At 53.2% G+C, this 24,533-nt stretch carries 24 protein-coding genes; 15 read left to right on the top strand and 9 right to left on the bottom strand.

The genetic code is table 11. The annotated features are described in order from the left end of the window. Positions 1-37 precede the first annotated feature (37 nt). Complete coding sequence (locus tag GEOB_RS02110) at positions 38-322, bottom strand: YtxH domain-containing protein (RefSeq protein WP_012645523.1); 285 nt, start codon at positions 320-322, stop codon at positions 38-40. A gap of 140 nt (positions 323-462) precedes the next feature. Between GEOB_RS02110 and GEOB_RS20050 the strand changes: the two genes are divergently transcribed. The 13 genes from GEOB_RS20050 (at position 463) to GEOB_RS02170 (ending at position 14,339) form a co-directional block, all read left to right on the top strand. Next, the gene (locus GEOB_RS20050; protein ID WP_012645524.1) at positions 463-909 is read left to right on the top strand and encodes a hypothetical protein; all 447 of its coding nucleotides are present in this window, start codon (positions 463-465) and stop codon (positions 907-909) included. A 102-nt stretch (positions 910-1,011) separates the two neighbouring features. Continuing rightward, on the top strand, positions 1,012-2,007 hold the full coding sequence (locus tag GEOB_RS02125; RefSeq protein WP_012645525.1) for a glycosyltransferase family 2 protein: 996 nt from the start codon (positions 1,012-1,014) through the stop codon (positions 2,005-2,007). Then, on the top strand, positions 1,979-3,409 hold the full coding sequence (locus GEOB_RS02130; RefSeq protein ID WP_012645526.1) for an NDP-hexose 2,3-dehydratase family protein: 1,431 nt from the start codon (positions 1,979-1,981) through the stop codon (positions 3,407-3,409). Before GEOB_RS02125 ends, GEOB_RS02130 begins: the two co-directional genes overlap by 29 nt. An 80-nt stretch (positions 3,410-3,489) precedes the next feature. Beyond that, positions 3,490-4,476, top strand: coding sequence for a Gfo/Idh/MocA family protein (locus tag GEOB_RS02135; protein ID WP_012645527.1), 987 nt, complete (start codon positions 3,490-3,492; stop codon positions 4,474-4,476). Beyond that, positions 4,457-5,590 carry a DegT/DnrJ/EryC1/StrS family aminotransferase gene (locus tag GEOB_RS02140; protein WP_012645528.1) on the top strand — a complete coding sequence of 378 codons (1,134 nt, stop codon included), beginning with the start codon at positions 4,457-4,459 and terminating at the stop codon, positions 5,588-5,590. The genes GEOB_RS02135 and GEOB_RS02140 overlap by 20 nt, the downstream gene beginning before the upstream one ends. A 45-nt stretch (positions 5,591-5,635) precedes the next feature. Beyond that, a complete protein-coding gene (locus GEOB_RS02145; protein ID WP_012645529.1) occupies positions 5,636-6,388 on the top strand; it encodes a class I SAM-dependent methyltransferase in 753 nt (250 codons plus the stop codon). 123 nt (positions 6,389-6,511) lie between these two features. Beyond that, the gene (locus GEOB_RS20055; RefSeq protein WP_012645530.1) at positions 6,512-6,661 is read left to right on the top strand and encodes a lmo0937 family membrane protein; all 150 of its coding nucleotides are present in this window, start codon (positions 6,512-6,514) and stop codon (positions 6,659-6,661) included. Positions 6,662-6,873: 212 nt separating this feature from the next. Further along, on the top strand, positions 6,874-8,634 hold the full coding sequence (ftsH, locus tag GEOB_RS02150) for an ATP-dependent zinc metalloprotease FtsH (protein WP_012645531.1): 1,761 nt from the start codon (positions 6,874-6,876) through the stop codon (positions 8,632-8,634). A gap of 214 nt (positions 8,635-8,848) precedes the next feature. Next, positions 8,849-9,007 (top strand): hypothetical protein, encoded by a 159-nt coding sequence (locus GEOB_RS20060; protein WP_012645532.1) that lies wholly within the window; start codon positions 8,849-8,851, stop codon positions 9,005-9,007. Between the two features lie 23 nt (positions 9,008-9,030). Beyond that, a complete protein-coding gene (locus tag GEOB_RS02155) occupies positions 9,031-9,735 on the top strand; it encodes a response regulator (protein ID WP_012645533.1) in 705 nt (234 codons plus the stop codon). A gap of 313 nt (positions 9,736-10,048) precedes the next feature. Beyond that, entirely contained in the window at positions 10,049-12,022 is a 1,974-nt protein-coding gene (locus GEOB_RS02160; protein WP_012645534.1) for a tetratricopeptide repeat protein, read from the top strand. 203 nt (positions 12,023-12,225) lie between these two features. Beyond that, positions 12,226-13,863: an ABC-F family ATP-binding cassette domain-containing protein gene (locus tag GEOB_RS02165; protein ID WP_012645535.1), complete on the top strand. Its 1,638-nt coding sequence runs from the start codon at positions 12,226-12,228 to the stop codon at positions 13,861-13,863. A 26-nt stretch (positions 13,864-13,889) separates the two neighbouring features. Then, positions 13,890-14,339 (top strand): SseB family protein, encoded by a 450-nt coding sequence (locus tag GEOB_RS02170; protein WP_012645536.1) that lies wholly within the window; start codon positions 13,890-13,892, stop codon positions 14,337-14,339. Between the two features lie 87 nt (positions 14,340-14,426). Here GEOB_RS02170 and GEOB_RS02175 read toward each other — a convergent pair whose 3' ends face one another. After that, positions 14,427-15,497 (bottom strand): type IV pilus twitching motility protein PilT, encoded by a 1,071-nt coding sequence (locus tag GEOB_RS02175; RefSeq protein ID WP_012645537.1) that lies wholly within the window; start codon positions 15,495-15,497, stop codon positions 14,427-14,429. A gap of 19 nt (positions 15,498-15,516) precedes the next feature. Next, a complete protein-coding gene (locus GEOB_RS02180; RefSeq protein WP_012645538.1) occupies positions 15,517-17,172 on the bottom strand; it encodes a GspE/PulE family protein in 1,656 nt (551 codons plus the stop codon). 187 nt (positions 17,173-17,359) lie between these two features. Between GEOB_RS02180 and GEOB_RS02185 the strand changes: the two genes are divergently transcribed. Continuing rightward, positions 17,360-18,367 (top strand): hypothetical protein, encoded by a 1,008-nt coding sequence (locus GEOB_RS02185; protein WP_012645539.1) that lies wholly within the window; start codon positions 17,360-17,362, stop codon positions 18,365-18,367. A 29-nt stretch (positions 18,368-18,396) separates the two neighbouring features. On the opposite strand, the gene GEOB_RS02190 is transcribed toward GEOB_RS02185, so the two are convergent. The 3 genes from GEOB_RS02190 to GEOB_RS02200 all read right to left on the bottom strand — a co-directional run bounded on the left by GEOB_RS02190 (position 18,397) and on the right by GEOB_RS02200 (position 20,972). Then, complete coding sequence (locus GEOB_RS02190) at positions 18,397-19,362, bottom strand: transglycosylase domain-containing protein (protein WP_012645540.1); 966 nt, start codon at positions 19,360-19,362, stop codon at positions 18,397-18,399. After that, positions 19,359-20,375 (bottom strand): 4-hydroxythreonine-4-phosphate dehydrogenase PdxA, encoded by a 1,017-nt coding sequence (pdxA, locus tag GEOB_RS02195; RefSeq protein WP_012645541.1) that lies wholly within the window; start codon positions 20,373-20,375, stop codon positions 19,359-19,361. The genes GEOB_RS02190 and pdxA overlap by 4 nt, the downstream gene beginning before the upstream one ends. A gap of 210 nt (positions 20,376-20,585) precedes the next feature. Beyond that, positions 20,586-20,972 carry a hypothetical protein gene (locus GEOB_RS02200; protein ID WP_012645542.1) on the bottom strand — a complete coding sequence of 129 codons (387 nt, stop codon included), beginning with the start codon at positions 20,970-20,972 and terminating at the stop codon, positions 20,586-20,588. Between the two features lie 143 nt (positions 20,973-21,115). Here GEOB_RS02200 and GEOB_RS02205 point away from each other — a divergent pair, with 143 nt between their 5' ends. Continuing rightward, positions 21,116-21,643 carry a YkgJ family cysteine cluster protein gene (locus tag GEOB_RS02205; RefSeq protein WP_012645543.1) on the top strand — a complete coding sequence of 176 codons (528 nt, stop codon included), beginning with the start codon at positions 21,116-21,118 and terminating at the stop codon, positions 21,641-21,643. Positions 21,644-21,740: 97 nt separating this feature from the next. Here the strand turns inward: GEOB_RS02205 and GEOB_RS02210 are convergent, their stop codons facing one another. From GEOB_RS02210 to atpG, 3 genes are read right to left on the bottom strand one after another with little or no spacing between them, the layout of a single operon-like run. Further along, complete coding sequence (locus GEOB_RS02210; protein WP_012645544.1) at positions 21,741-22,157, bottom strand: F0F1 ATP synthase subunit epsilon; 417 nt, start codon at positions 22,155-22,157, stop codon at positions 21,741-21,743. A 41-nt stretch (positions 22,158-22,198) separates the two neighbouring features. After that, positions 22,199-23,611 (bottom strand): F0F1 ATP synthase subunit beta, encoded by a 1,413-nt coding sequence (gene atpD, locus GEOB_RS02215; RefSeq protein ID WP_012645545.1) that lies wholly within the window; start codon positions 23,609-23,611, stop codon positions 22,199-22,201. A 54-nt stretch (positions 23,612-23,665) separates the two neighbouring features. Next, on the bottom strand, positions 23,666-24,529 hold the full coding sequence (gene atpG, locus GEOB_RS02220) for an ATP synthase F1 subunit gamma (protein ID WP_012645546.1): 864 nt from the start codon (positions 24,527-24,529) through the stop codon (positions 23,666-23,668). Positions 24,530-24,533: the final 4 nt, after the last annotated feature.

Consider the following 24,533-nt stretch of genomic DNA (forward strand, 5'->3'; position numbering starts at 1 on the left):
GGGGCTTTTTTCGTGCTTTTAACAGTCCGTCATAATGTCATGCACGCCCCAGCGGTTCTTCGCCGGTTTCCATGGTCGCTGACATCTGCTCCTTTTTTTCCCGGAACATATCCCTGCCGGTGTTATAAAAGCTCTTCATTTTTTCCTGTGCCTGGCTGCCATATCCTTTCATTTTGCTTACGGTGTCGTTACTGAGATCGGTGATCCGGCCCCGCACTTCTTTGCCGGTTTTTGGGGCGTAAAGTAGCGCCAGCCCTGTGCCTACCGCTGCCCCGGCCAAAAAAGACAACATTGCACCTGTGCCTGAACACTTTTCTGCCATGAGTTACCCCCTTTCTCATTATTTGCACGTTTTCATCTTTGTTCAATTATAGCATGCGGTTGTTCCATGTGAATGGAGAGTGGCAAAATACGTGGCATAAGCCCTGTCAAACCGGGTACATGCATCAGGAGTAAAAGGCCTTGCCTAATTTCTTAAATTCTTGTATTTATTTATTATTTGAGAAAATTAAAGATGCCTCTGATTTTTTTTGGGGTTCTCTAACCGGCGGGCAGAAAAAGTACAGGTGTTTTTTGTATAACAGCTTCCTGACAAAATCATTAACCTTGTCTTTGGTAATGGTAATAACCTTCGGATTGGCCGCACGGGGCATAAATCTGCCGATCATGCCCGGCCTTTCCGCTTCAACCGAGCGAGTAAAGCCACGCCCGCGGGCCATCATCAAAAGTCCGAGCAAAACCTGCCAGGGTACCCTTAAAAAAAGCGGCATTCCTTCCCTGTTAGCTTTCAGTAAGCCGAACCAGCTGCACCTTGCTGTAATCCGCCCCGTCTTTCTGGAGCATGCGGTTCACCGCCTCTGCTGCAGCTTCCCCAACCGTACAGACCGCGCTCCCCCCACATTGACCTGAATAGCTACAGCTTGCCGTCGTTGTTTGCCGGATTTGGTTACCTTTTACCACAACAGAGCGAGGTGCTTCCCTTGCCCTGCGTGAACCAGTCTAGGAGCTGTCATGACCAGACTCTCTGTCGTCATTCCTGTATATAATGCTGAAAAGACTATTGAATCCCTCTGTAATACCCTCTTTGATTTGTACCGCAACAGCTTCGAACTTGAAGTGGTCCTTGTCAACGACAACAGCCGGGACAGCACCCATATCATCTGTCAGCGCCTCCACGAGGCAAATCCGGAGACTGTAACATATATCAGACTGGCACGGAATTTCGGCGAGCACAGTGCCGTTATGGCCGGTCTCAACAATGCTACCGGCGATTATGCCGTCATCATGGATGATGATTTTCAGAATCCCCCGGAGGAAATCAGCCGCATGGTGGCTGAGATTGAAAAAGGATACGATGTCGTCTATACCCATTATCCAGTGAAGAGGGACAGCATTTTCCGCAACCTGGGCAGTGCCTTCAATGACAAGATGGCTAACGTCATCCTGCAGAAGCCTGCCGATCTCTACCTGTCCAGCTTCAAGATCATGAACCGTTTCTTGATCAATGAAGTGATAATATATACGGGCCCCGACCCGTACATCGATGCCATCATATTCCGTTCGACCTCCAATATAGGCAGGGTGGAGGTGCGCCATGACAAAAGAAGGCATGGCCGGTCCAATTATACCATCGGCAAGCTGATTTCGCTCTGGGGCAACATGGTGGTCAGCTACTCGCTTATCCCCCTCCGGATACTGGGTCTGGCGGGCTTTATCATGACCCTCATAGGGGTATACGTGGGAGGGACCTCCCTGCTTGATGCCATTCTTCCCTATCGTCAGGATCCGACCGAATATGAGACTCTTATTGCCCTTACTACTTTTTTCCGAGGCTTTCAGCTGTTGGCCGTAAGTGTCGTCGGTGAATACGTGGGCCGTATTTACCTTGCCCTCAACTGCGATCCGCAATTCGTTATCCGCGAGAAATTTTCCGCCCAGAAAAAACTGCAGTTTGCTGCTGTACATACGGGATTAAATCATGGCTACAATAAGAAAACAGGCAATTAGGGTAGACCAGGGTTCAGAGATGGCCGCTGTAAGGTCCCATGTCTTGGGCTTTGGCGGGGATGTCGCTGCAGAAATCCATTATTCGCGGACTACCAGCAAATCTATCCATTCCGACGATTATATTGAGGCCTGGATAGCCCGGCGACTGGCTTCTCCTCGACTGCAGGTAAAACCGATTCCTTTGGCGGCGATGGGTCACTGGCTCATCGAATCGGGTACAGGCAATATAATTCATGACTCCGGCATGTTTTTCACCATTACCGGGGTCAAGGCCAGACATCGAAGTCTTGGCGGCGATATGGAATGGGACCAGCCGATAATAGACCAGCCGGAAATCGGCATCCTCGGCATCCTCGTCAAGAGCATCAACGGAGTTTTGCATTTCTGCCTTCAGGCAAAGGAGGAACCGGGCAACATCAATTCGGTTCAATTGTCACCAACGGTTCAGGCAACCTACAGCAATTATACTAAAGCTCACGGCGGGGCAGTTCCGCCGCTGGTCGGTTACTTCCTGAATCCGCAACGGCAACGGGTGCTTTTTGCCAAACTGCAGACAGAAGATGGGGGCCGCTTTCTCTTTAAATCCAACCGAAACATGATTGTTCGGGTAGGGGAAGGTGAATTGGAGGAACTGCCCGATCCCTTTATCTGGCTCACACTTCGCCAGATAGCATTGCTGCTCAGGCGCGACAATCTGGTCCACGCCTGCACCCGCAGCATTATTTCCTCGCTGGTGCTCTCAAGAGCCAGCCAGACCTCTTGTGCAGAAGGAGTAATGTCGCTTGCCGAGGCAATCCAGTGGCTGGACGATGAAAAGGCGGCAAATCATATTACGGTGAAGCGCCAAGGGCTGAAGACGCTTAAGGAATGGTCACTGGACGAGGATTGCTGCTTTTCACACCGGGAGAAACGCTTCTTCAGGGTTATAGGCATTGATGTTAAATCGGTTGGCCGGGAAGTTTCGGCCTGGAGTCAGCCCATCCTCGACAATCCTGAAATGGGCATAATCGGCCTTCTTACCCAAGTACGCCAGGGGGAGCGGCATTTCCTCATGCAGGCCAAGGCTGAAGTGGGCAACAGAAGCATGGTCCAGCTAGGACCGACTGTGCAGTTCACCCCCAGCAACTATGCCGGCAATGAAAAGCTACCGAAACCATTCCTCTTCGACGATTTTTCCGCCGGCAGTCTCTTTCCGTTTTCATGGCAAAACTATCAGGCCGAGGAGGGCGCCCGTTTTTACCGTGAGGCGCATCTGCACCGTATTGCGGAGCTCCCGGAGGGGGACGAACTGCCACTCCCGCAAGGCTTTTGCTGGATGTCTGAGACCCAACTCCGTTTTTTCCTCCATTTGGGAGAAACTGTCAATTCGTGTGCGCGCAGCATCATTTCGTGCCTCCTTTAAGAAAAAGAGATGAAGAAGGGAACCTGTTTCCATTTCAAAAAGGAGTTCGGGTTGATCTTTCCCAGGGAAAAGGTGGTCACATGACCGGCTGCAGCGAAAAATTGCCCATCGGCATCCTTGGCTGTTCGGATATAGCCCGGCGCAAGTTCATTCCCGCCCTGGGAAAGACGAAGTCGGCCGTTCTGCAGGCCATTGCCAGCAGCCACCCGGTAAAGGCGGCGATAGCTCACCCTGACCTGCCGGTTGAACCGGTCAGTTACGAAGCGCTACTGGCTGATCCAGGGATACGGCTTTTGTATATTTCGCTGCCCAATCACCTTCACGAGGAGTTTGCCCTCCGCGCCCTGCAGGGGGGGAAACATGTCATCTGTGAAAAACCCCTCGGCCTTTCGACAGCTTCAGTCAAGCGAATGCTTGCCTGCGCCGAGGAGAAAGGGCTTCTGCTCTTCGAAAATCTCATGTACCTCCATCATCCCCAGCATGCTGCAGTGAAGAAGGTAATAGAAAGGGGAGAAATCGGCCGCATCAGGACCCTGCGCAGCGTCTTCTGTTTTCCCTGTCCCGGCGATGGTAATTTCAGGCTCGATCCGGCCCGGGGGGGAGGAGCATTTAACGACCTGGCACGTTATGCGGTCAGCACAGCCCGGCATTTTCTCCGGGGCCGGTGTCACTCTTTCAGAGGCTATGCTCTGGACCGCAACGGCCTCAATGTGGCCATTCATGGCACCGCCCTGACCACGGCCCAGGAAGTTTTTACATACTCCCTGGCCTTCGGCCAGTCATACGAAAGCAGCTATGAGATTGTCGGTGAGCAGGGGAAGATCAGGGTGGATCGTGCCTATACGACGCCTTCCGAAATGGCAAACCACATCCAGGTCACCAGCGGTGGCAAGGATGCTTCATTCACCATACCACCCGCCGATCACTTCCAGCTCATGATCCAGGATGCCTGCAGCATGGTCCTCAGTGGTAGGGGCTTTAAAGAGATGCACACACGGAATCTGCAACTGGCGGACATGGCAGAGCAGATGGAAAAAGGATGTCACCATGAAGAACTCCGATACTGATGTTATTCAGGTTCGCTATTGGGACTACAGGGATAATTATCAGCAGCATCGTGAAAAGATACTGGACGTGGTAGACAAGGTTTTTTCCTCGGGGCGCCTCATCCTGGGGAGCATGGTGTCCGAATTTGAGGAGGAATTCTCCGCCTTCTGCGGCGCTCAATTCGGCATTGGTGTCAATTCAGGGACCGATGCGCTGTTCCTTGCGCTGAAAGCCTTGAATATAGGGGCAGGGGCAGAGGTGATAACCGTTTCCAACACCGCAGTGCCGACTGTAGCCGCCATCAGGTCAGCCGGCGCCACCCCTGTTTTTGTCGATGTTGAAGATGATACCTTTCTCATGGATGTGACACGGCTGGAGCAGGCTGTAACCTCTGCCACCCGATGCATACTTCCTGTCCATCTCTACGGTCAGGCGGTGGATATGGCGCCGCTTCTGCAACTGGCAGCTAACAGGAATATTCATGTGGTTGAAGACTGTGCCCAGGCAGCTGGTGCCTTGTACCAGGGGAAACGGGTCGGAAGCTTCGGGGACATTGGTACCTTTTCCTTCTATCCGACCAAGATCCTTGGGGCTTACGGCGATGCCGGGATGACTGTCACCAACAGGCCGGAGCTGAAAGAACGCCTGAAAAGACTACGTTTTTACGGCATGGAAGGTGGATATTACTCCGAAGAAGAGGGTTACAACTCAAGACTGGATGAGGTTCAGGCTGCCATCCTCAAGCTGCAACTGCCAGAGCTGAATGAAGAAGTCATGGGCCGGGCAAAGCTGGCCGCAATATACAATGAAGGGCTGCGCGGTTTGGGGGACGTGACTCTGCCGGTTGTCCGCGACGGCAGAACGCACCAGTGGTATCTGTACACCATCAGGACCGGCCGACGCGATGCCCTCATGCAGCATCTGACAGCAGCGGGGATTGAAACCCGCATCAACTATCCCACACCCATTCATCTCATGCGCGGCTACCGGTTTCTCGGTTACGGGGAAGGGAGCCTTCCGGTAACGGAAAGGCTGGCAGGAGAAATCCTGTCGCTGCCCATGTACCCTCAGCTGCCCGAGAGTCATGCGGAGCGGGTAATCGAGGCTATCCGTGAATTTTTCCAGGGGCATTAGCATTATTCGATACGCGGTTCAACTGCCAGAGGCCGTGGGAAATATATGAACGAGCGGGAATATGAGCGGATGTTCAGGGTGGAAGACAGTCACTGGTGGTATGCCGGGCTGCATGAGCTGATCCTGGAAACGGTGGCAGGTGAAAAGCATGAAGAGCCCCTTGCCATTCTCGACGCCGGCTGCGGTACGGGACGTCTTTGCCAGCTTCTGCAGTCGTTCGGGACTGTGGCAGGCTGCGATGCGTCGCCGCAAGCTTTGGCTTTCAGCCGTTCCCGTGGAGTGAGCGGCCTGTTTCATGCCGACCTTAACAATGTTGATCTGGGTGAAAAACGGTACGATGTAATTACCTCCATCGATGTCCTCTACCACCAAGCGGTTACTGACGAAGAAAATATCATTTCCCGGTTTTACCGGGCACTGAAACCGGGAGGCCTTCTCGTCCTCAACCTGGTTGCCTTCGAGTTCCTCCGCAGCACCCATGATATCGCCGTTCACACCCGCAAGCGATATACTCTCGGTGGACTGTTACCATCCCTCAAGGGACAGGGATACAGCATCGAAAAAGCCACCTATCGTCTCGGGCTCCTCTTTTTCCCCATCGCTTTCTACAGATTGGCAAAGAAATTACTTCCCCGTTCGTCGCAACGTGAGCAGGTTGATTCTGATGTTTACCTGCCGCCATCGGTGATCAATTCCTTGCTTCTGCAGCTTGTTCGTGCAGAAAATAGTTTTCTGCACCATTGCAGTCTCCCCTTTGGCACTTCAGTATATATAGCGGCACGCCGACCGTTAATATGAAGCTGACAGCTACCGATGCTCCTTCGGCAGAATACATGTTTTAGGTTATACTTTATCCATAGGGCATCAATAACGCAGTATGACCTCGGCTTGAAAGCAGCAAAAGGCCGAAAGGAGGACCGTATGCTATGGACAATCGTAGTGGTCCTGCTGATTCTATGGTTGCTGGGACTCGTTACCAGCTATACTCTGGGAGGGTTGGTCCATCTTCTGCTGATCATAGCCATCATCATGGTCATTGTTAATCTTATCTCAGGGCGGCGGCCATTGTAGGGGCAGTAGCCGCTCACGGAGAGTCGTCAGGGCCCGGCATCAAGCCAGGCCCTTTTTTATCCTGCCAAGTCGTGCCACCTTCCCGATCCTGCACCTCTCACTGAAAAGTATCCCCGGTGTATTTACCATCACATGCAACTATTTCCGATTATATTAACCTGTGGGCATATTGCCCTTCCATGGAAGGAATAAAAGCGTCTTGTGAGGTAATGATGAGTTCAAAGCAGATTCGTCTGATAAAAATATTAGTGCTGTTACTGATCTTCACCGCCGTTGCCTTTGGGGCGTCGACCTGGAAGGAGCGGCGCGACGAGGAAAAAAACCGCATCAGCTACACAGCCTTTGTCGACAAGGTAAATGCCGGTGAAATTTCGAAGGTGAGGAGCGAAGGGGACGCAATTACCGCCCATGGCCAGTCTGGGGCCAGGTTCATCCTCCATAGACCCATGGATGCCGAGCTGTCGAAGCTGCTTTTGGCCCGGCACATCGATTTTGCCGCAACACCCCCGGCAGCGCCTTCCCATTGGGTGGAGCTGTGCCTGCTTCTGGTGGTGCTGGTGCCGATATTCCTGATCATGAAGAAGCTGGCTCTTTTCGGGAGGAGCAAGGCGAAGCTTTCCGATCGATCCAGCACCGATACCTGTTTTACAGACGTGGCCGGAGCCGATGAGGCGAAAAGCGACCTGCTGGAGACGGTGGAATTCCTGCGGGATCCGGGAAAATTCTCCCGGCTGGGTGGTAAAATGCTGACCGGCATTCTGCTTGTCGGTCCCCCGGGGACAGGGAAAACCCTTCTTGCACGTGCTGTTGCCGGAGAAGCAGGAGTACCCTTTTTTTCCATGTCAGGATCGGAGTTTGTCGAGATGTACGTGGGAGTGGGGTCGTCCAGGGTCCGGGACCTGTTTGCCCAGGGGCATAAAGCGGCGCCCTGCATAATTTTCATTGACGAACTTGACGCCGTCGGCCGCAAGCGTGACGCCGGCGGCAACGGGGCCAATGATGAGCGGGATCAAACACTCAACCAGCTGTTGGTGGAGATGGATGGCTTCTGTGTCAACAAGGGTGTTGTCGTCATAGCTGCCACCAACCGGCCGGAGGTGCTGGATCCGGCACTGTTGAGACCGGGACGCTTCGACCGGCAGGTGACCGTTGGGACTCCCGATATCAAGGGCCGCGAAGACATACTCAAGGTGCATACCAGAGATGTGCCTCTGGATGAGGGTGTGGATCTGCGTCTTGTTGCTCGGGGTACGCCCGGCTTCTCCGGTGCCGATTTGGCCAATCTGATCAATGAAGCTGCGATAATTGCCGCAAAGGGAGGCAAGCCGACCGTGGAGATGGCCGACCTGGACATGGCGCGGGACAAGGTGCTGATGGGAGCAGAGAGGAAATCAATGGTCCTTTCAGACCAGGTGAAGCTGAGCACTGCCTGGCATGAGGCGGGCCATGTCATGGTGGCCAAGCTGGTGCCTGGCTGCGACCCGGTGCACAAGGTATCGATCATTCCTCGTGGGCGAGCCCTGGGTGTAACGGTGCAGATCCCTGAAGAAGACATTTACAGCTATACGAAGGAGATGCTGCTGGCACACATCAAGGTGCTGATGGGGGGGAGGGCTGCCGAGGATCTTGTCTTCAATACCACTACCACCGGTGCCGGCAATGACCTGGCCCGGGCAACGGATGTGGCACGGAAGATGGTCTGCGAATGGGGTATGTCAGAAGCGTTCGGTCCTGTGGCCTTTGGTAGTCATGAAAGCACAAAGACCGGAGATGGTGCTGCAGTCAAGGGTTTCAGCGATGCCACGGCAGTGGAGATCGATACCGAGATCCGGTCCATAGTAACCACGTCCTACGATCAGGTGCGTCGGCTGCTTCAGGCCAATATGGAGACGATGGAGGCTCTGACCCGCGAGCTTGTTGCCAGGGAGACCCTGGGAAGCGCCGACATAGACACCATATTCAGCCGGCAATGACATTCCTCCAATAGGTTTGGAATTAGCCTGAAAACGCGCCCATCAATTCATCGAAATCACTGCAGATTTCCAACACCTTTGCAATATTTTTTGTTGAAATTGCCGGTCTGGTGATGTACAAAGATCAGGTTCTCATTAGAAAATAGGTCGCTACCTTTGTCCTTTTTGCTCTTCCTCCTCGGGCAGGAACACGACTTGAAGGAAGTCCTGCAGTATGAATAGAGCCTTGTTCAAGGCAACCAACCATGATCTGGAGCGGTTGTCGGCTGAGGAACTCCGGATTTATCTGGAGATAGTGGATTTGATGGTTGCTGACGGCATGACGCAAGTGGAAGCGGAAGATCAGGCGTATCTTAGCTTCTTCACCAAATAAAACTGACGGAGAATTACTGCCGCATGCGAAAAATACTTCTCGTCAGCGATTCACCCAGCTTCCGGGAAAGGAACAAGTCTCTGCTGGAGAAAGCACGTTTCCGGCTCTTTACGGCGGCTTCTGCCTTGGAAGCACTTCAGCTGCAGCGGGAAATCGGCGCTGATCTGATCATTGCCATGCTGGACCTGCCGGACATGGGGGGAGACATGCTCTGTTCAATGATCCGCCAGGGCAAAGATACCTGCCTGGTTCCAATAATGCTGGTCTGCTACCATTCTCCCGAGGCAATGGCCCGCGCAGAACGATGCGGAGCCAATGCATGGATCATCAAACCGGTACACCCTCATCTGCTCCTCAGGGAAGTGTGCAATCTTTTGACTACCCAGAAACCCCGTGAGCATCGGGTAAAGCTGAAAACCCACGTCAACGGCATTTATGAGAGCATGAAGTTTTCCGGTATCTCGCACAATATCAGTGTTTCGGGGGTCCTCTGTGAGACGGCCCTGGAACTTGCCCCCGATGATCTGATAAAAAACATGTCCATCAAGGTCAATGCCGGTGAAGTAATGACAGATGGCAAGGTGGTGAGAAAGGTGGCGTTGTCCGACGGCAGGTTCAATTATGGTGTCCAGTTTTTGAATCCTTCCAATGCCTGTCGCCAGCAGATCGGAAAATTCGTTGCAGCCAGCCTTGTAGCGCATGCTCCATTGTCTAAAGGACGTGGTTGACAAGATTATCTCCTGCCCGAAATTTCCGCCGCACCAAAAGTGCCCTGCCGTTCCTCTGAGTACCCCCGCTTCCTTCTGAATGCCCCTAAAAAGAATCTGCCCAACTATGCAGCCTCACCTGTCTTAACTTTCCGGTATCTGAAAAATGCCTTCCTTTTCGTGCTGGAAAATTCTGTCCGGCAGGGCTTTATCCCTTGAATTTGTTTCGCGTCAGGTATAGAAAAAAGAGAACTATATCTGGAAATGAGCTGTTTTCCGACTTGCGGCCTAAACGCAATGGAGCAGGAAATTCCTTCTGGCAATGGAGTACCAAATGAGAAAAGCTTCCCAGCTCTCCGGAAAAAAGCCGGAATCGGCCAATAAAGGTATTTCTTCGTCAAGTGCCGACCTGGACCAGATCAACCTTTGGCATGAGCCGTTCGTTCATGTCATGCTCATTGTTGTCGCCGGCTTCGTTGTCTATTTCAACACCATCACCACCCCCTTCCTGTTTGACGACATAACCTACCTCGTCACGAACCCGGCGATTAGGGAATTCAGCTTTTTCACCGACAGTGATCGGTTGTTCAGTCTGGGCATTCTTCCCGATGTTAAAAACAATTTTCTCCTGAGGCCGGTTTCCTATTTTACCTACGCCTTGAACTACGCAGTCCATGGCCTCGATGTAAGGGGCTACCATCTCACCAATCTGATCATTCACATTGGCAACGGGCTACTGGTCTATCTGATGGTTTCATTAGCCTTACACACCCCGGCAATGCTGACAGATGACGAGAAGGAAAATTCTGCACAAGCCGTGTCTCATACGTGGTTTCCACTTTTCAGCGCCTTGTTCTTTGTCTGCCATCCCCTGCAAACTCAGGCTGTAACCTATATCATTCAAAGATTTACGTCACTTGTAGTCCTTTTTTATCTGGGATCTCTGGTGCTGTATGCGAAAAGCAGGTTAGCCAAGACCGCGACATCTCAAAGGGTGTGGTATGTTCTTGCACTTTTCTCCGCGGTCATTGCAATGAATACCAAGGAAAATGCCTTCACCCTCCCCTTGGCGATCATTCTCTTCGAACTGATGTTTTTCTCGGGCCACATGGGCAGGAGGCTTGTCCGCTTGATTCCTTTCCTGCTGACAATGTTGATTATACCTATCCGTCTCGCCCAACTGTCTTCCATGGCAAAACCTGTGGAGGCAGATGTCCTTGTCGACTCCATAAACCTGGTCAACTTCAGCGGGGTTTCTTCATGGCATTATCTGATAACCCAGTTCGGTGTCATCGCCACTTACCTGCGGCTGCTTGTTCTGCCCATCGGCCAGAATTTCGATTACGACTACCATCTGCAGACACAATTCTTCAGCCTAGGGGTGATGCTTCCTCTCTTCCTGCTTCTTCTCATCATGGGCACAGGCGTCTATCTTTACTGTCGGTCATGGGGTCCCGATCGTCCGCAAGCTCCTTTGTACAAGCTGGCTGCCTTCGGTATCTTCTGGTTTTTTCTTACCCTGTCAGTGGAATCAAGTATCGTTCCCATAGATGACCTGATCTTCGAGCACCGGGTATACCTCCCCTCAATAGGGTTTTTCCTCTCTGCATTGGCACTGGCAGCCATTATCTACCGCCGCCTGGCCAACCGATTCATCTTTACAAGCACGATGGCGAATGGCTTACTTGCTGTCATCCTGATAAGTTTGTCAATCGCAGGTGTTGTCAGAAATTCGGTCTGGCAGGATGAGGTGAGCTTTTGGCGGGATATCACCGACAAGAGCCCCAACAAGGCCAGGGCTCACTATGGATTAGGAGCCGCCCTGGTGCAGCAGGCAGCCCTTGAGAACAAGATCGATTCCGGCACGTCCAAAAACGGCGGCCGGGAAAAAATGGAAGCAGGGCTCAAAGAGTTACGCACGGCGATAAAGCTCCGGCCCGATTATCTGCTGGCCCATGTCTGCCTTGGGAAAACCCTCTCCGATCTAAAGCAGTTCGATGAGGCAACCACCGAGCTGTTGACAGCAGCGCGATTGAATCCGAACAGCCCCCTGCCACATATCTTTCTCGGGGAATCATATGAAAACAGGGGAGAGTTTACTAATGCCAGAAATGAGTATACCACTGCTATAGCGGCTGATCCGACCCATCCCGAGGCTCACTTGCGCCTGGGAAAGCTTCATGCCAAGGAAGGAAACCTGCCAGATGCCATTGCTGAACTGGAAAAATCATATCTTGTGTACCCGAACGAGACGACGCAAAAGCAGATTGATGACCTGAAAGCAAAACTGACGCTGGCTGGAAAGTAAAATCCCTCCCTCGTTCTTCGCTTGTTCACAGTTGCCTTATGGAAAGCTGCCTTTTTCGCCCGAGTCTTCATTTAACCATTGCCGACGGCAGGACAAGATGTTATTTTGAAACAGTTTCTGCACCACAGGGACCCCCTGTGGTTTTTTTTTTGCCGCCGCATCAAGGCGGTCAGTTCATGAATAAAAAGGGAGTTTTGTAACAGATGATAACGGCGACAAATATCACACTGGGTTACGGCAAACGCATCCTCTTCAAGGATGTGAACATCAAGTTTACCCCCGGTAATTGCTATGGACTGATCGGCGCAAACGGTGCCGGCAAATCCACCTTTCTCAAGATACTTTCCGGTGAGATCTCCCCGGATAAGGGCGAGGTCAGCATCGGCCCCCGCGAGCGGATGGCAGTGCTGCGTCAGGACCAGTTCGCCTTCGATGAGGAAACGGTGTTCAACACGGTCATCATGGGGCATGGGCAGCTTTACAAGGTAATGGCCGAGCGGGAGGCTATCTATGCCAAACCTGATTTCAGTGAGGCTGACGGGGTTCGTTCGGCTGAACTGGAGGCGGAATTTGCCGAGATGAATGGCTATGAGGCCGAATCAGAAGCGGCGGTGCTGCTCAATGGTCTTGGCATACCGGAAGAACTGCGACAGAAACGGATGAAGGAGCTGGAGGGTGGTGACAAGGTGCGGGTGCTGCTGGCCCAGGCCCTGTTCGGCAACCCGGATGTGCTGTTGCTGGACGAACCGACCAACAACCTGGATCTCAAGTCCATCACCTGGCTGGAGGACTTCCTTTCCCGCTTTGCCAACACGGTGATCGTCGTTTCTCACGACCGCCACTTCCTGAATCAAGTCTGTACCCACACTGCCGATATCGACTTCAGCCGCATCCAGGTATATGTGGGCAATTACGATTTCTGGTACCATGCCAGCCAGCTCAATCTGAAGCAGAAGCAGAACGAGAACCGCAAGGTCTCGGAGAAGGCCGAAGAATTGAAGGCATTCATCCAGCGCTTTTCTTCCAATGCCTCTAAGGCAAAGCAGGCCACCTCCAGAAAGAAACTCCTGGACAAGCTGACCCTGGAGGATATGCCGGTATCGAGCCGAAAGTATCCGCACATCATGTTCAAGCCCGAGCGCCCGTGCGGTGACATCATTCTCGAGGTCAAGGGGCTGACCAAGGTGGTGGACGGGGTGAAGGTGCTGGACAACTTTGACCTGATTGTGCGCAAAGGGGACAAGATTGCCTTTGTCGGCGGCAATGGCCTGGCTCGCACCACGCTGTTCCAGATCCTGGCCGGTGAAATGGAACCTGACAGCGGCTCTTTCCGCTGGGGGGTGACGATCAATCATGCCTATTTCCCCAAGGAGCACAGCGCCTATTTCGACAACGACCTCACCCTCATCCAATGGCTCGGTCAGTATTCACCCCCTACCGAGGGAGAGACCTTTGCCAGGGGCTTTTTGGGCAGGATGCTCTTCTCCGGTGATGAAGCGACCAAAAAGACCAGTGTCCTTTCCGGAGGCGAAAAGGTCCGCTGCATGCTGGCCCGCATGATGCTGACCGGGGCCAACGTCCTGATCCTGGATGAACCGACCAACCACCTGGACCTGGAATCGATTACCGCCCTCAACGATGGTCTCATTGCCTATGGCGACGTCATACTTTTTGCCTCCCACGACCATGAGTTCGTCTCTACCGTGGCTAACCGCATTATAGAGCTCACTCCCTGCGGTGTCATCGATCGTGTCATGGGCTTTGACGACTATCTTGAGAGCGCAGAGGTGGCGGCGGAGCGGGACAGGCTTTATCACGGCCATGCGGACCTTACCCTGTGAGCAATGAAGAACGAAAGGAAAGAACAATGAATGAGCTGGATCAGGCGCTGGAAGCATTGCGCCAGAACATGGATGACCCCAAAAGCCAATCGAAATTTTATGATCTCTTCCTCAACGCCAGCTTTCATGTGCCGACGTTGAAGGAGGAGATTAAAGGTGCCGATGAGGGGGGTGCCGAAGGGCAAGCACTGCCGCTGGTGATGGAGTCTGAGGGTAATGACTATCTCATGCTCTTCGATAGCAAAGAGAGGCTACTTGCCTGGACCGGGGAGGACGTGGCCAGCGTCCAGGTGCCGGGGCATGTGCTGGCAGCCACTTCCCAGCCACCCCTGCACTGGGCACTGAACGTAGGCACCGAGTTCTCCAAGCAATTTCTACCCGATGAAATCGCCTGGCTGCGGGAGGTGGTGGAGCGATGCAATGCCGCAGCTGCCGAGGAAGCAGAAGGTCAGGGGACTGAAAATCCTGACACTTGATCTCCGGCTGTTTCCCTTTATTAAATGTTAAAAAGCCCCGGCTACAAGCCGAGGCTTTTTTTTGCCATTTTGGGTCCAGCCAAACAACTACTGCTGGGGGCGTTCGGGCAGGTACTGTTCGAATTGTTTCTTATCGGCGGAGCATCGATAGGCCTCTTCGGGGGAGACCTTCTTCGTCTTCAACAGGTCGAGGATGTGCTGGTCCATGAGCTGCATGCCGTCTTTCTTTGCCGTTTGCATGATGGAAGGTATCTGGAAGGTCTTTCCTTCGCGGATCAAGTTGCCGATGGCTGGCGTTCCCATCATGATTTCCAGGGCCGCCGATCTACCCTTGCCGTCGGCATTGCGCAGGAGCTGCTGGCTGATGACCCCCTTGAGCGACTCTGACAGCATGGCCCGTACCTGCTCCTGGGCGTCCTTGGGGAAGACGTCGATGATCCGGTCAACAGTCTTGGCCGCGGAACTGGTGTGGAGGGTGCCGAAGACCAGGTGACCGGTCTCGGCGGCGCTCATGGCCAGGCTGATGGTTTCAAGGTCGCGCATCTCGCCCACCAGGATCACATCCGGGTCTTCGCGCAGGGCGGCGCGCAGGGCGGCGGCAAAACTTTCCGAATGTTCACCGATCTGCCGCTGGTTGAACAGGGACATTTTGTTCTCGTGAATGAATTCCAGCGGGTCTTCCAGGGTAAGGATATGCTCGCGCCGGGTGGAGTTTATCAGATCGATCATGGCTGCCAGGGTGGTGGATTTCCCGGAGCCGGTGGGGCCGGTGACGAGGACAAGCCCCTTTTTCAAAGCGGTCAGCTTCCGTACCCCTTCGGGAAGATTCAACTGGTCTGCCGTCAGAATCTTGCTGGGGATGATGCGGAAGACGGCGGCTATGCCCCGATGCTGCATGAGCATGTTGCCGCGGAAGCGGGCTATGCCGGGTACCGAATAGGCGAAGTCCAGATCCTTGCGCTTTTCGAAGTCGGCAATCTGGGTCTCGGAGAGGATCTCATAGAGGATGGACCTAAGATCTTCGTGCCCGAGGCTTTTGAAGTTGAGACGCTCCATTTCGCCATTGAGGCGGAAAATTGGAGGGGAGCCGGTGGACAAATGAAGGTCCGATGCCCCCTGCTCGTTCATCATCTTGAAAAGTGCGTCAATACGTGCCATAGGTCATGCTCCATCCATCTTAATATATTATCGAGACCGCATATTCCTCAGGGGAAATCTCGCCGGCAACCAACAATTCAAGAGCTTCTTCACCGATGCCACGATAGCCCCTGCCGCTCAGGTGCTTGACAATCTCAGTACTGTCCCTGGCGTTTTCAAAAGCTTCGAGCATCGAACTGTCAAAGGCAATCAGCCCCATCAGATATTTTCGTCCGGCGTAGCCGGTATGTTCGCAGGCCGGGCAACCTTTGGCTCTATAGCAGTCGGCAATGGGGACTTCGATGCGCAATGCGGCAGTTTCCTCACGTGAGGGAGCGTAACTTTCCTTGCAGTGAGGACAAAGTGTGATGAGTCCTTTGAGGGATACGACACCTTTGAGAAAGGTGGGAATAAAGTAATTCTTCTGCCAGTAGTGGATGAGGTTTTTGAAGGTGACCGGGACATCGCCGAAGGAAACACCGGCCATGACCAGTTTGCCGTGCATGGCTGCCTTGCCGGCGGCAATGAAAGCATAGGCGTCGGTGGCATCTTCGATGACGATGATATCGGGGTCATGGTCGAAGGTGGCCATGATTACGGCGCTGAGCTCGGTAATGTTCCTCGATACAGGAATGCGGGGAAACTTTTTCTTTCCCCTGCCCACGTTGTTGCCGAGGATAAGTACTGTTTGCCCTTGGGTATTCCTTTCATCAAGGTAAAGGTCCATCAGGCGGCACCTTTCATCTGCATCCCGCATGGAGAAAAGAAGCAGGCCCTTGTCAATGGCGGCGAGATTGCGGTACTCGGCTTCCTTTTCACTACTGAGACCAATTTCGGATAGGGTGCTGGGGAAGGTGGATGAGAGATGCAGCTTGATGGTTACATAATCTCCTCCCTCGCCCCTGAGCATGCACACTTGGTAGTGGAGGGTCCTTCCCTTGAGACGGAAGGCGAGCACCCCTCTGGCGGAGGTTTCGTGAAGACCGTTCATCTTTGCCATCCGACGTATATGAAGAATCAGTTCAGGGTAGTAACCAGGCTCGAATGCTCCTAGTTCCTTGGTCACGCCTGTCGCCCGCCCGGTGACGAGGACGGAATCTCCTACCGGCTGCAGCGAAACTGACGATAGTCTGTTCTTGACTATGGACAGCAGCAGGTAGTCGAGCAGCTTTGCCCCACTTAGATCAGCATTGATATTGTCGATGATTTTGGGGGGGAAAAGACTGGAAGAAAACCCAAATGAGGCCGGGACGATTTCAGCGCCATAAAACAGCTCCTGCATTTCCCTGATTTCCCTGATCAGGCCAACGGAGACAGTGACCAGGCAACCGGTTGTGCTCTCCACGGCCCTAATGGCGTCCTTGTTTAAAGGATCGGCAATGGCAATGCTCAGATCGTCGCCACTCAGGAAGAGCGGCATCAGGTTGTAGCGGCGGGCAAGTTCGGCCGGTACGCACTCAACCGCTTCCCGCCCAATGTTTTCCTTCTTCAGTCGCACGTAAGGGATGTTCAACTGATTGGACAATGCCCAGTCTATGTCTTCCTGAGTGACGATGCCGAGCTTTATCAGCGCCTCGCCGATGCGGATGCCGGAGGTTTGCTGTTCTTCAAGCGCCGCCTGCAACTCCTGTTCGGTGATGATCTGGGAGTGAAGCAGGATTGATCCCAGCGAACCCTCTTTGACAAGTTTATCCATACACTACCTCCCTGGTCACAATGCTTATCGACATTGGCAGCAGATTTATTAGGAATGAAATGCAGACCCTTTACTTTCTTCCTTCGCCTGTGTTAGCCTTTCCGGTCTGCAGGAAGAAAGCTTCTTGCCAAAAATCAGGCTCCGTGGCACGCGAGGCTGTTGCGACCATGGGACCACAGGAGATAGCATGCAAAAAAAAGCACTAGCCCTTCTTTCCGGCGGCCTTGATTCCACACTGGCCGTCAAGGTCATGCTCGATCAGGGCATAGCCGTGGAAGCCCTCAATTTCACCTCCCCTTTCTGCACCTGTACCAGTAAGAATGCCGGTTGCAAATCAGAGGCCGTTCGGGTTGCCGAGGAGTTCGGCATTCCCATCAAGGTAATGCACAAGGGGCTCGATTACCTGGAGATCGTCGGCAACCCCCGGCACGGCTACGGTAAGGGGATGAATCCCTGCATCGATTGTCGCATTTTCCTTCTCACCAAGGCCAGGGAATATATGCAGGCAAGCGGAGCCCATTTCGTCATCACCGGTGAGGTGCTGGGCCAGCGTCCCATGAGTCAGCGCCGCGACACTCTCCGTGTGATAGAAAGGGAGAGCGGTCTCGAAGGACTTCTGCTTCGCCCCCTGTCAGCAAAACACTTTGCTCCGACCATTCCGGAACAGGAAGGCTGGGTGGACAGGGACCGGCTTCTGGCGATCCAGGGCCGTTCGCGAAAGGAGCAGATGCAGCTGGCTGAGGATCTGGATGTGAAAAACTATCCCTGCCCGGCCGGTGGCTGTCTGCTCACGGAAGTTTCCTTTGTTCCCAAGGTTAAGGATGTCTTTGATCATTCCGATTCCCTCAACCTGAGAGATTTTCGATTGATCAAACTGGGGCGGCATTTCCGCATTGGCGACAGGACCAAAGTGATTGTCGGTCGTGACGAGGCGGAAAACAATCTGCTCGAATCGGCCGTGCAGGCGGGGGAAGCAACACTGCGTTGGGAAGAAGGGAGCAGCCCGTTAACCGTGGTCACGGGCAAGCAGGATGAAGCGCTGCTTGAAAAAGCGGCCAAGATCCTTCTGCGTTACACCAAGGCGGAACCGGACACGGAATGTATCATAAAAGCGATCGTTGACGGAAGTGAAAAGCAGCTGAAGGTAAAGAAGGACTACTCCGAAGCGATTGTCGAAGGGTTAAGGATCGGCTAGTTCTGTCCTCTTGCGCTTTTGTTCGAACATCATTTCTGTTCTGCCTGGGTGTCTGCTTCAGGCTGAGCTTGTTCTTCTGTAGCCGGCGGAACATTCTGCCGGCTATCTTCTTCCATGTCCGGCTGAGCTCCGTTGACGGCACCCTCCCCGTCAGTCGTGGGTTCGGCCTTACTCTCCTCTTCATTTTTAGCGCTGCTGATGTTGGGCAGCAGCACCTCTTCCTTCTTTATACTCTCATCGACCTTTTTCTGCAGTCGGCCGATATTGGGCGATTCTGCCAGAGCCTGCCGGTATTCAGCTTGTGATAGTACTCCTTTGTTCAGCAACAGACGCAGGATCATGTTGGAACGTTTCAGCACCTTACCCATGTTCCGGTAAGGGTTGTAAGCCACCCGTGGTCCCGGCAGCATTGCCGCGAATATGGCACATTCACGTGGTGTCAAGGCTGACGCGGGCTTGCCGAAGTAATAGTGTGCCCCATGACCAATGCCATAGACCATCGGTCCAAGTTCGACCAGGTTCAGATAAAGCTCAATGATTCTCCCCTTGGTCAACTCCTGCTCCATGCGCCTGGCGAGCACCACTTCCTTGACTTTTCTGGAAATGGTTTTCTCCCGGGAGAGGAACAGATTTTTAGCCACTTGCTGGGTTATGGTGGAGGCACCCCTGGCGAAAGTCTTTTTCTCCAGGTCATATTTGATGGCATTCTTGATTGCCTTGACGTCGATACCTTCATGCTTGTAAAAATTGGCATCTTCAGCCAAAATCACCGCCCACTTCATTTCCGGCGGGATGCTGGCACCGGAGGTCCAGTACCTGTTCTTCGGGCCCACGACAAAAGGATGATACTTGCCGTGCCAGTCTCTGACCTGGATGGTCATGCTCGCCCTGCGCTTCTGCAGATCGGAAACGGAAGGCAGAAGCATCAGGGATACGCCGATATAGGCGGCGTAAAGAATGGCCAGTCCTGCCAGGATCACAAATATTTTTTTCATGCTTTTCTCGTCTGCCTGACAACTGCCATTTCTGCAGCCATTTTTATTGCGGCAACCATACTCTCTTCCGAGGCAATCCCTTTACCGGCGAGGTTGTAGGCCGTGCCGTGATCGACCGAGGTCCGGATGATGGGGAGCCCAAGGGTCACATTGACACCGTCATCGAAGTGGAGCAGCTTCAGCGGAATCAGCCCCTGGTCGTGATACATGCAGATGACGGCGTCATAATCGCCTTTCACGGCCAGATGGAAGAGGGTATCTGCCGACAGGGGGCCTGTTGCGTCGATGCCTTCTGACCTGGCTGCCTCCACTGCAGGTCGTATGATGTCTTGGTCTTCATTGCCGAACATGCCACCTTCACCGCAATGGGGGTTGAGGGCCAGCACGGCCAGACGGGGCCGCGGGGTAAAGTAGCGTGCCAGGTCCCCATTTGTGGTGCGGATGGTGGCGAGGACCTTGTCGAAAGTTACCAAGCGCGGCACATCAGCCAAGGCTTCATGTATAGTCACCAAAGTTACCCTCAATCGGCTGCCTGCCAGCATCATGACGAAATTGTCGGTTCCGGTCAATTCCGCCAGCAGTTCCGTGTGGCCGGGGTAATGATGACCGGCGGCGTTCATGGCTTCTTTGTTGATGGGAGCGGTTGCCATGGCGTCCACCTCACCCTTGAGACAGAGCCTGGCGGCTTCGGTGATATAACGGAAAACAGCATCGCCACCGGCTGCTGTTGGCTTGCCGTACTCCATATCTTGTGGGGCAAGATCCGATAGTGGCTTCAGGTATAGCTCGCCCGATGCCGGATCGCGATCCGGCATCTCTTCGACGGTTGTAATTCTAAGATCCGCTGCCAGTAGATCAATGGCTCGTTGAAGCACAGACCGGTCGCCAATGATCACCGGCCTGCAGCTGGCGAGTATCTCCCGTCTGGCCATGGACTTGACGATGATCTCCGGTCCAATGCCGGCCGGATCTCCCATGGTAACGGCTATAGCAGGTCTGATATCAAACCCCATCATTATCTCCTGTTAAAGGTATTTTCTTGTACCAAGGAAAACATTCAGCTTTTAACTTCTGGTCGCATTGAGAAGCTGATAGCCAGCAGATGAGGTGAGGAGGCATGATGGGCTTAAACCATCGCAGGACAGGCCAGTATTAGCAAAAGTTGGCCAAAATCACTCCACTGCCTGTAAACCTGTCTCTCATATTGACATCAGGCCCAATTGTCAATGGGTTATTTTGGACCTATCGGAACCTGGAGGTGAATTGAGCGCTGTCTTGGCATTTTCTATAGCTTCCATTTCCTTGAGCTTCTCTCCCAGCCAGAAATGAATTTCTTTCGCTGTCTGATGGCTGAGCACCACCCCCGAAGAAATGAACCTGACGAAACTGCGCTGCAGATCAGCGGGTTCAACTGCCGATTCCCGGCCAATGCTGCCGTTGGCTGCGAGCTCATGGCTGATGGAGTTTGGCAGCGGCTGCCGCTCAAGATAGAAATTGACGACCAGTTCTCCTCTGGGGGTGACTCCGCCATGGGCCCCATTCACATATACTGGGTTGTAGGAGTCATCGAAGATATATTTGAATTTCAGTTCATTCTTCTTGTCGGACATCTGCGTATTCTCCTTGGGAAATATGATTATGCTCAGGTTTTAGCAGAATATGCCTGATTTTGAAAACAAAAACAGTGCCTGCATGTCCCGCTTGACCATGATTGGCCGGTGAGGTTATTATTTATGCCGGGAGAGGAGCGATAATGAAAAGTTTAGGCAACTACCGTGCCCTGCTGGCCAAAGTCGACGAAATGACCGCAGGCATAAGCACTGCACATGCTGCGCATATCACTTGTCACAGGGGGTGCGACAGCTGTTGTCGTCATCTGTCCCTTTCCTTGGTGGAGGGGGTAGCCTTGGCTGAAGCCCTGAGTTCACTGCCGGAGGATAAGGCATGCTTTCTGCGGGAAAAGGCAAAAGCCGCAACAGCAGATGGACCTTGCCCGCTTCTTGATAATGGTGAATGTGCACTCTACGTCCATCGTCCCATTATCTGCCGGACCCACGGGCTGCCGATCCTGGTGTCCGAGGGTGATGGGCAACGCATTGATTTTTGTCCCCTGAATTTCAGGAATGTGCAGACACTTCCCGGCGATGCGGTCGTTGCTCTCGAACGGCTCAATACCATTCTTGCTGCGGTCAACAAGTTCTTTGTCACCGAGTATCATGCTGCCGGTACTTCCGGCAAGGACCGCCTCTCCATTGCCGAGGCATTGCTACTGGAAGTTTGAAGGGATGGTGGCTTTGAATAACAGAAAAGGCATGTGAAGCACATGCCTTTTTGTCATCATGATGAAAAAGAGCGGCAAAGCCGCTCTTTTTGTGTATCTACCGTCTGCCGCTTTTGCCGGCAACCTGAACCCTGATCAGGGCACGTTCAAGGGCTGCCTCATAAACCCTGAAGCTTTTGTCTTCAGGATTGAGCTTTTTCAAGGCTTCTTCAGCGCGGCCCAGTGCTGATTTCGCCCGCTCCAGGTCAATTTCATCGGCCTTTTCGGCGGTTTCCACAAGCACGGTCACCTTGTCGTTTTCAACTTCAAAGTAGCCCCAGTTAAGGGCCAGATGAGAAATGACGCCGTCCTTTTTGTAGGAGAGCTCGCCGATCTTGAGGGAGGTGAGGAAAGGAGCGTGACCGGGCAGTACGCCAAATTCGCCAAGCGCGCCGGTGGCCGTAATTTCGTCTACCTCTTCGGTGAGTACCTTTTTGTAAGGTGTTACCAGTTCTACTTTCAATTTTTCAGCCATCTATCGTTATCCTTTTTTCAGGAGTCGTTACGGCAAAACAATTAAACTGCCAGCTTCTTTGCCTTCTCAATTGCTTCTTCAATAGTGCCGACCATATAGAAAGCTTGTTCGGGGATATCGTCGTGTTTGCCGTCTACGATCTCCTTGAAGCCTTTGATGGTATCTTTCAATTCGACATATTTGCCGGGGGAGCCGGTAAAGGCTTCTGCTACGTGGAACGGCTGGGAGAGAAAACGCTGGATCTTCCTGGCACGTGCAACGACCAGCTTGTCTTCTTCGGAAAGTTCATCCATACCGAGAATGGCGATAATATCCTGGAGATCCTTATATTTCTGCAGTACGTACTGGACCTGACGAGCAATGGCGTAATGCTCCTCGCCAATGACCTGCGGATCAAGAATCCTGGAGGTGGAGTCGAGGGGGTCAACAGCGGGGTAGATGCCAAGCTCTGCGATCTGGCGGGACAAGACGGTCGTAGCATCCAAGTGTGCAAAGGCAGTGGCCGGAGCAGGGTCGGTCAAGTCATCGGCAGGAACGTAGATAGCCTGAACGGAAGTGATGGATCCTTTGTTGGTTGAGGTAATGCGCTCCTGCAGCTCACCCATCTCGGTGGCCAAGGTCGGCTGGTAACCAACGGCTGAAGGAATACGGCCGAGAAGAGCGGAAACTTCGGAGCCTGCCTGGGTGAAACGGAAGATGTTGTCAATGAAGAGGAGCACGTTCTGACCTTCTTCGTCACGGAAGTACTCTGCGATGGAAAGGGCGGAGAGAGCAACACGGGCACGGGCTCCCGGCGGTTCGTTCATCTGGCCGTAAACCAGGGCCGCTTTGTCAAGAACGCCTGATTCCTTCATTTCCATCCACAGGTCATTTCCTTCACGGGTACGCTCGCCGACGCCGGCGAAGACCGAGAAGCCGCCGTGCTGCTTGGCGATGTTGTTGATGAGCTCCATGATGAGAACGGTCTTGCCGACCCCTGCGCCACCGAACAGACCAATCTTACCACCTCTTGCATATGGAGCGAGAAGGTCAACAACCTTGATGCCTGTGGTGAAGGCTTCTACCTTTGTTGACTGATCAACGAATTCAGGGGCCTCACGATGGATACCGTACTCCTTGTCGGCATTTACCGGACCCATTTCGTCAACAGGCTCACCGATAACATTGAGAATGCGACCGAGGGTCTTGCGACCAACAGGCACTGATATCTGCTTTCCTGTATCCAGAACAGCCTGACCGCGAACCAGACCATCGGTCGAGTCCATGGCGATGGTTCTGACCGAGTTCTCGCCCAGATGCTGGGCAACTTCCAGCACCAGATTGTTCTCATTGTCGTCGATCGCCGGATTGGTTACCCGGAGAGCATTGTAGATAGGAGGCAATTTGCCCGGCTCGAACTCAACGTCGATAACCGCGCCGATGACCTGCGATATTTTTCCGATGTTCTGACTCATGTAACCTCTTCCTCCTGCGGCCTGTGCAGGCCTCTATTTTGTATGCGTTAAGCTTTATCCTTTTATTGATTCAGCGCCGGAAATGATCTCCATCAGTTCGGTAGTAATAGCGGCCTGACGGGCACGGTTATACTGGAGTGTCAGTTTCCCGATCATTTCGTTGGCGTTTTTCGATGCACTGTCCATGGCTGTCATTCTGGCCCCATGCTCGGAGGCCACTGACTCAAGGAGAGACTTGAATATCTGGACTTCAATGTGTTTCGGCAGCAACTCACCGAGGAGTTCGGACTTGGAGGGCTCGTAAATATATTCGGGTGCGTACTCTTCGTCTGCTGCTTCAGGGGGTGTAACAGGCAGTAGCTGTTCCAGGGTTATATCCTGGGACATGACGCTACGGAAGGCATTATAAATGATAAAGACTTCGTCGAATTCCTCGTCCAGATAACCCTGGATTACTTCCTGGGCCAGCAGGGCAGCTGTCTGATAGTTGAGGTTGGAGAAAACTGTGCCGAAATTCTTACGAATCTTCTGCCGGTTTTTCAGGAATTCATAACCCTTGCGACCGATGGTCATGATGGAGAGATCGGTGAATTCAGCACCCCGTTCCTTGACGAAACGCTCTGCAGCTTTGCAGAGGTTTGCATTGAAGCCGCCGCACAGCCCACGATCGGATGTGACGACGATCAGCAATGCTTTTCCGGTGGTACGTTTAATCATCAGCGGACTGGAGTCCGCGTCCTGATTCCTGGACAGCCTGCCCAGCACTTCGCCAAGCTTCGCCGCGTAGGGACGGGCAGCTACGACATTTTCCTGGGCGCGGCGCAGCTTTGCAGCGGAGACCATTTTCATGGCCTTTGTTATTTGCCCCGTATTTTTGACCGAGACAATGCGCTTTTTTATACTTTTAAGACTCGCCATGCGA

The sequence above is a fragment of the Geotalea daltonii FRC-32 genome (genome assembly GCF_000022265.1).
Taxonomy (GTDB): Bacteria; Desulfobacterota; Desulfuromonadia; order Geobacterales; family Geobacteraceae; genus Geotalea; species Geotalea daltonii.

Excerpts from the sequence above, each read along its gene's own strand:
- GEOB_RS02110 (WP_012645523.1), bottom strand. The coding sequence starts at position 322 with ATGGCAGAAAAGTGTTCAGGCACAGGTGCAATGTTGTCTTTTTTGGCC.
- GEOB_RS02125 (WP_012645525.1), top strand. The coding sequence starts at position 1,012 with ATGACCAGACTCTCTGTCGTCATTCCTGTATATAATGCTGAAAAGACT.
- GEOB_RS02130 (WP_012645526.1), top strand. The coding sequence starts at position 1,979 with ATGGCTACAATAAGAAAACAGGCAATTAGGGTAGACCAGGGTTCAGAG.
- GEOB_RS02135 (WP_012645527.1), top strand. The coding sequence starts at position 3,490 with ATGACCGGCTGCAGCGAAAAATTGCCCATCGGCATCCTTGGCTGTTCG.
- GEOB_RS02140 (WP_012645528.1), top strand. The coding sequence starts at position 4,457 with ATGAAGAACTCCGATACTGATGTTATTCAGGTTCGCTATTGGGACTAC.
- GEOB_RS02145 (WP_012645529.1), top strand. The coding sequence starts at position 5,636 with ATGAACGAGCGGGAATATGAGCGGATGTTCAGGGTGGAAGACAGTCAC.
- GEOB_RS20055 (WP_012645530.1), top strand. The coding sequence starts at position 6,512 with ATGCTATGGACAATCGTAGTGGTCCTGCTGATTCTATGGTTGCTGGGA.
- ftsH (WP_012645531.1), top strand. The coding sequence starts at position 6,874 with ATGAGTTCAAAGCAGATTCGTCTGATAAAAATATTAGTGCTGTTACTG.
- GEOB_RS20060 (WP_012645532.1), top strand. The coding sequence starts at position 8,849 with ATGAATAGAGCCTTGTTCAAGGCAACCAACCATGATCTGGAGCGGTTG.
- GEOB_RS02155 (WP_012645533.1), top strand. The coding sequence starts at position 9,031 with ATGCGAAAAATACTTCTCGTCAGCGATTCACCCAGCTTCCGGGAAAGG.
- GEOB_RS02160 (WP_012645534.1), top strand. The coding sequence starts at position 10,049 with ATGAGAAAAGCTTCCCAGCTCTCCGGAAAAAAGCCGGAATCGGCCAAT.
- GEOB_RS02165 (WP_012645535.1), top strand. The coding sequence starts at position 12,226 with ATGATAACGGCGACAAATATCACACTGGGTTACGGCAAACGCATCCTC.
- GEOB_RS02170 (WP_012645536.1), top strand. The coding sequence starts at position 13,890 with ATGAATGAGCTGGATCAGGCGCTGGAAGCATTGCGCCAGAACATGGAT.
- GEOB_RS02175 (WP_012645537.1), bottom strand. The coding sequence starts at position 15,497 with ATGGCACGTATTGACGCACTTTTCAAGATGATGAACGAGCAGGGGGCA.
- GEOB_RS02180 (WP_012645538.1), bottom strand. The coding sequence starts at position 17,172 with ATGGATAAACTTGTCAAAGAGGGTTCGCTGGGATCAATCCTGCTTCAC.
- GEOB_RS02185 (WP_012645539.1), top strand. The coding sequence starts at position 17,360 with ATGCAAAAAAAAGCACTAGCCCTTCTTTCCGGCGGCCTTGATTCCACA.
- GEOB_RS02190 (WP_012645540.1), bottom strand. The coding sequence starts at position 19,362 with ATGAAAAAAATATTTGTGATCCTGGCAGGACTGGCCATTCTTTACGCC.
- pdxA (WP_012645541.1), bottom strand. The coding sequence starts at position 20,375 with ATGGGGTTTGATATCAGACCTGCTATAGCCGTTACCATGGGAGATCCG.
- GEOB_RS02200 (WP_012645542.1), bottom strand. The coding sequence starts at position 20,972 with ATGTCCGACAAGAAGAATGAACTGAAATTCAAATATATCTTCGATGAC.
- GEOB_RS02205 (WP_012645543.1), top strand. The coding sequence starts at position 21,116 with ATGAAAAGTTTAGGCAACTACCGTGCCCTGCTGGCCAAAGTCGACGAA.
- GEOB_RS02210 (WP_012645544.1), bottom strand. The coding sequence starts at position 22,157 with ATGGCTGAAAAATTGAAAGTAGAACTGGTAACACCTTACAAAAAGGTA.
- atpD (WP_012645545.1), bottom strand. The coding sequence starts at position 23,611 with ATGAGTCAGAACATCGGAAAAATATCGCAGGTCATCGGCGCGGTTATC.
- atpG (WP_012645546.1), bottom strand. The coding sequence starts at position 24,529 with ATGGCGAGTCTTAAAAGTATAAAAAAGCGCATTGTCTCGGTCAAAAAT.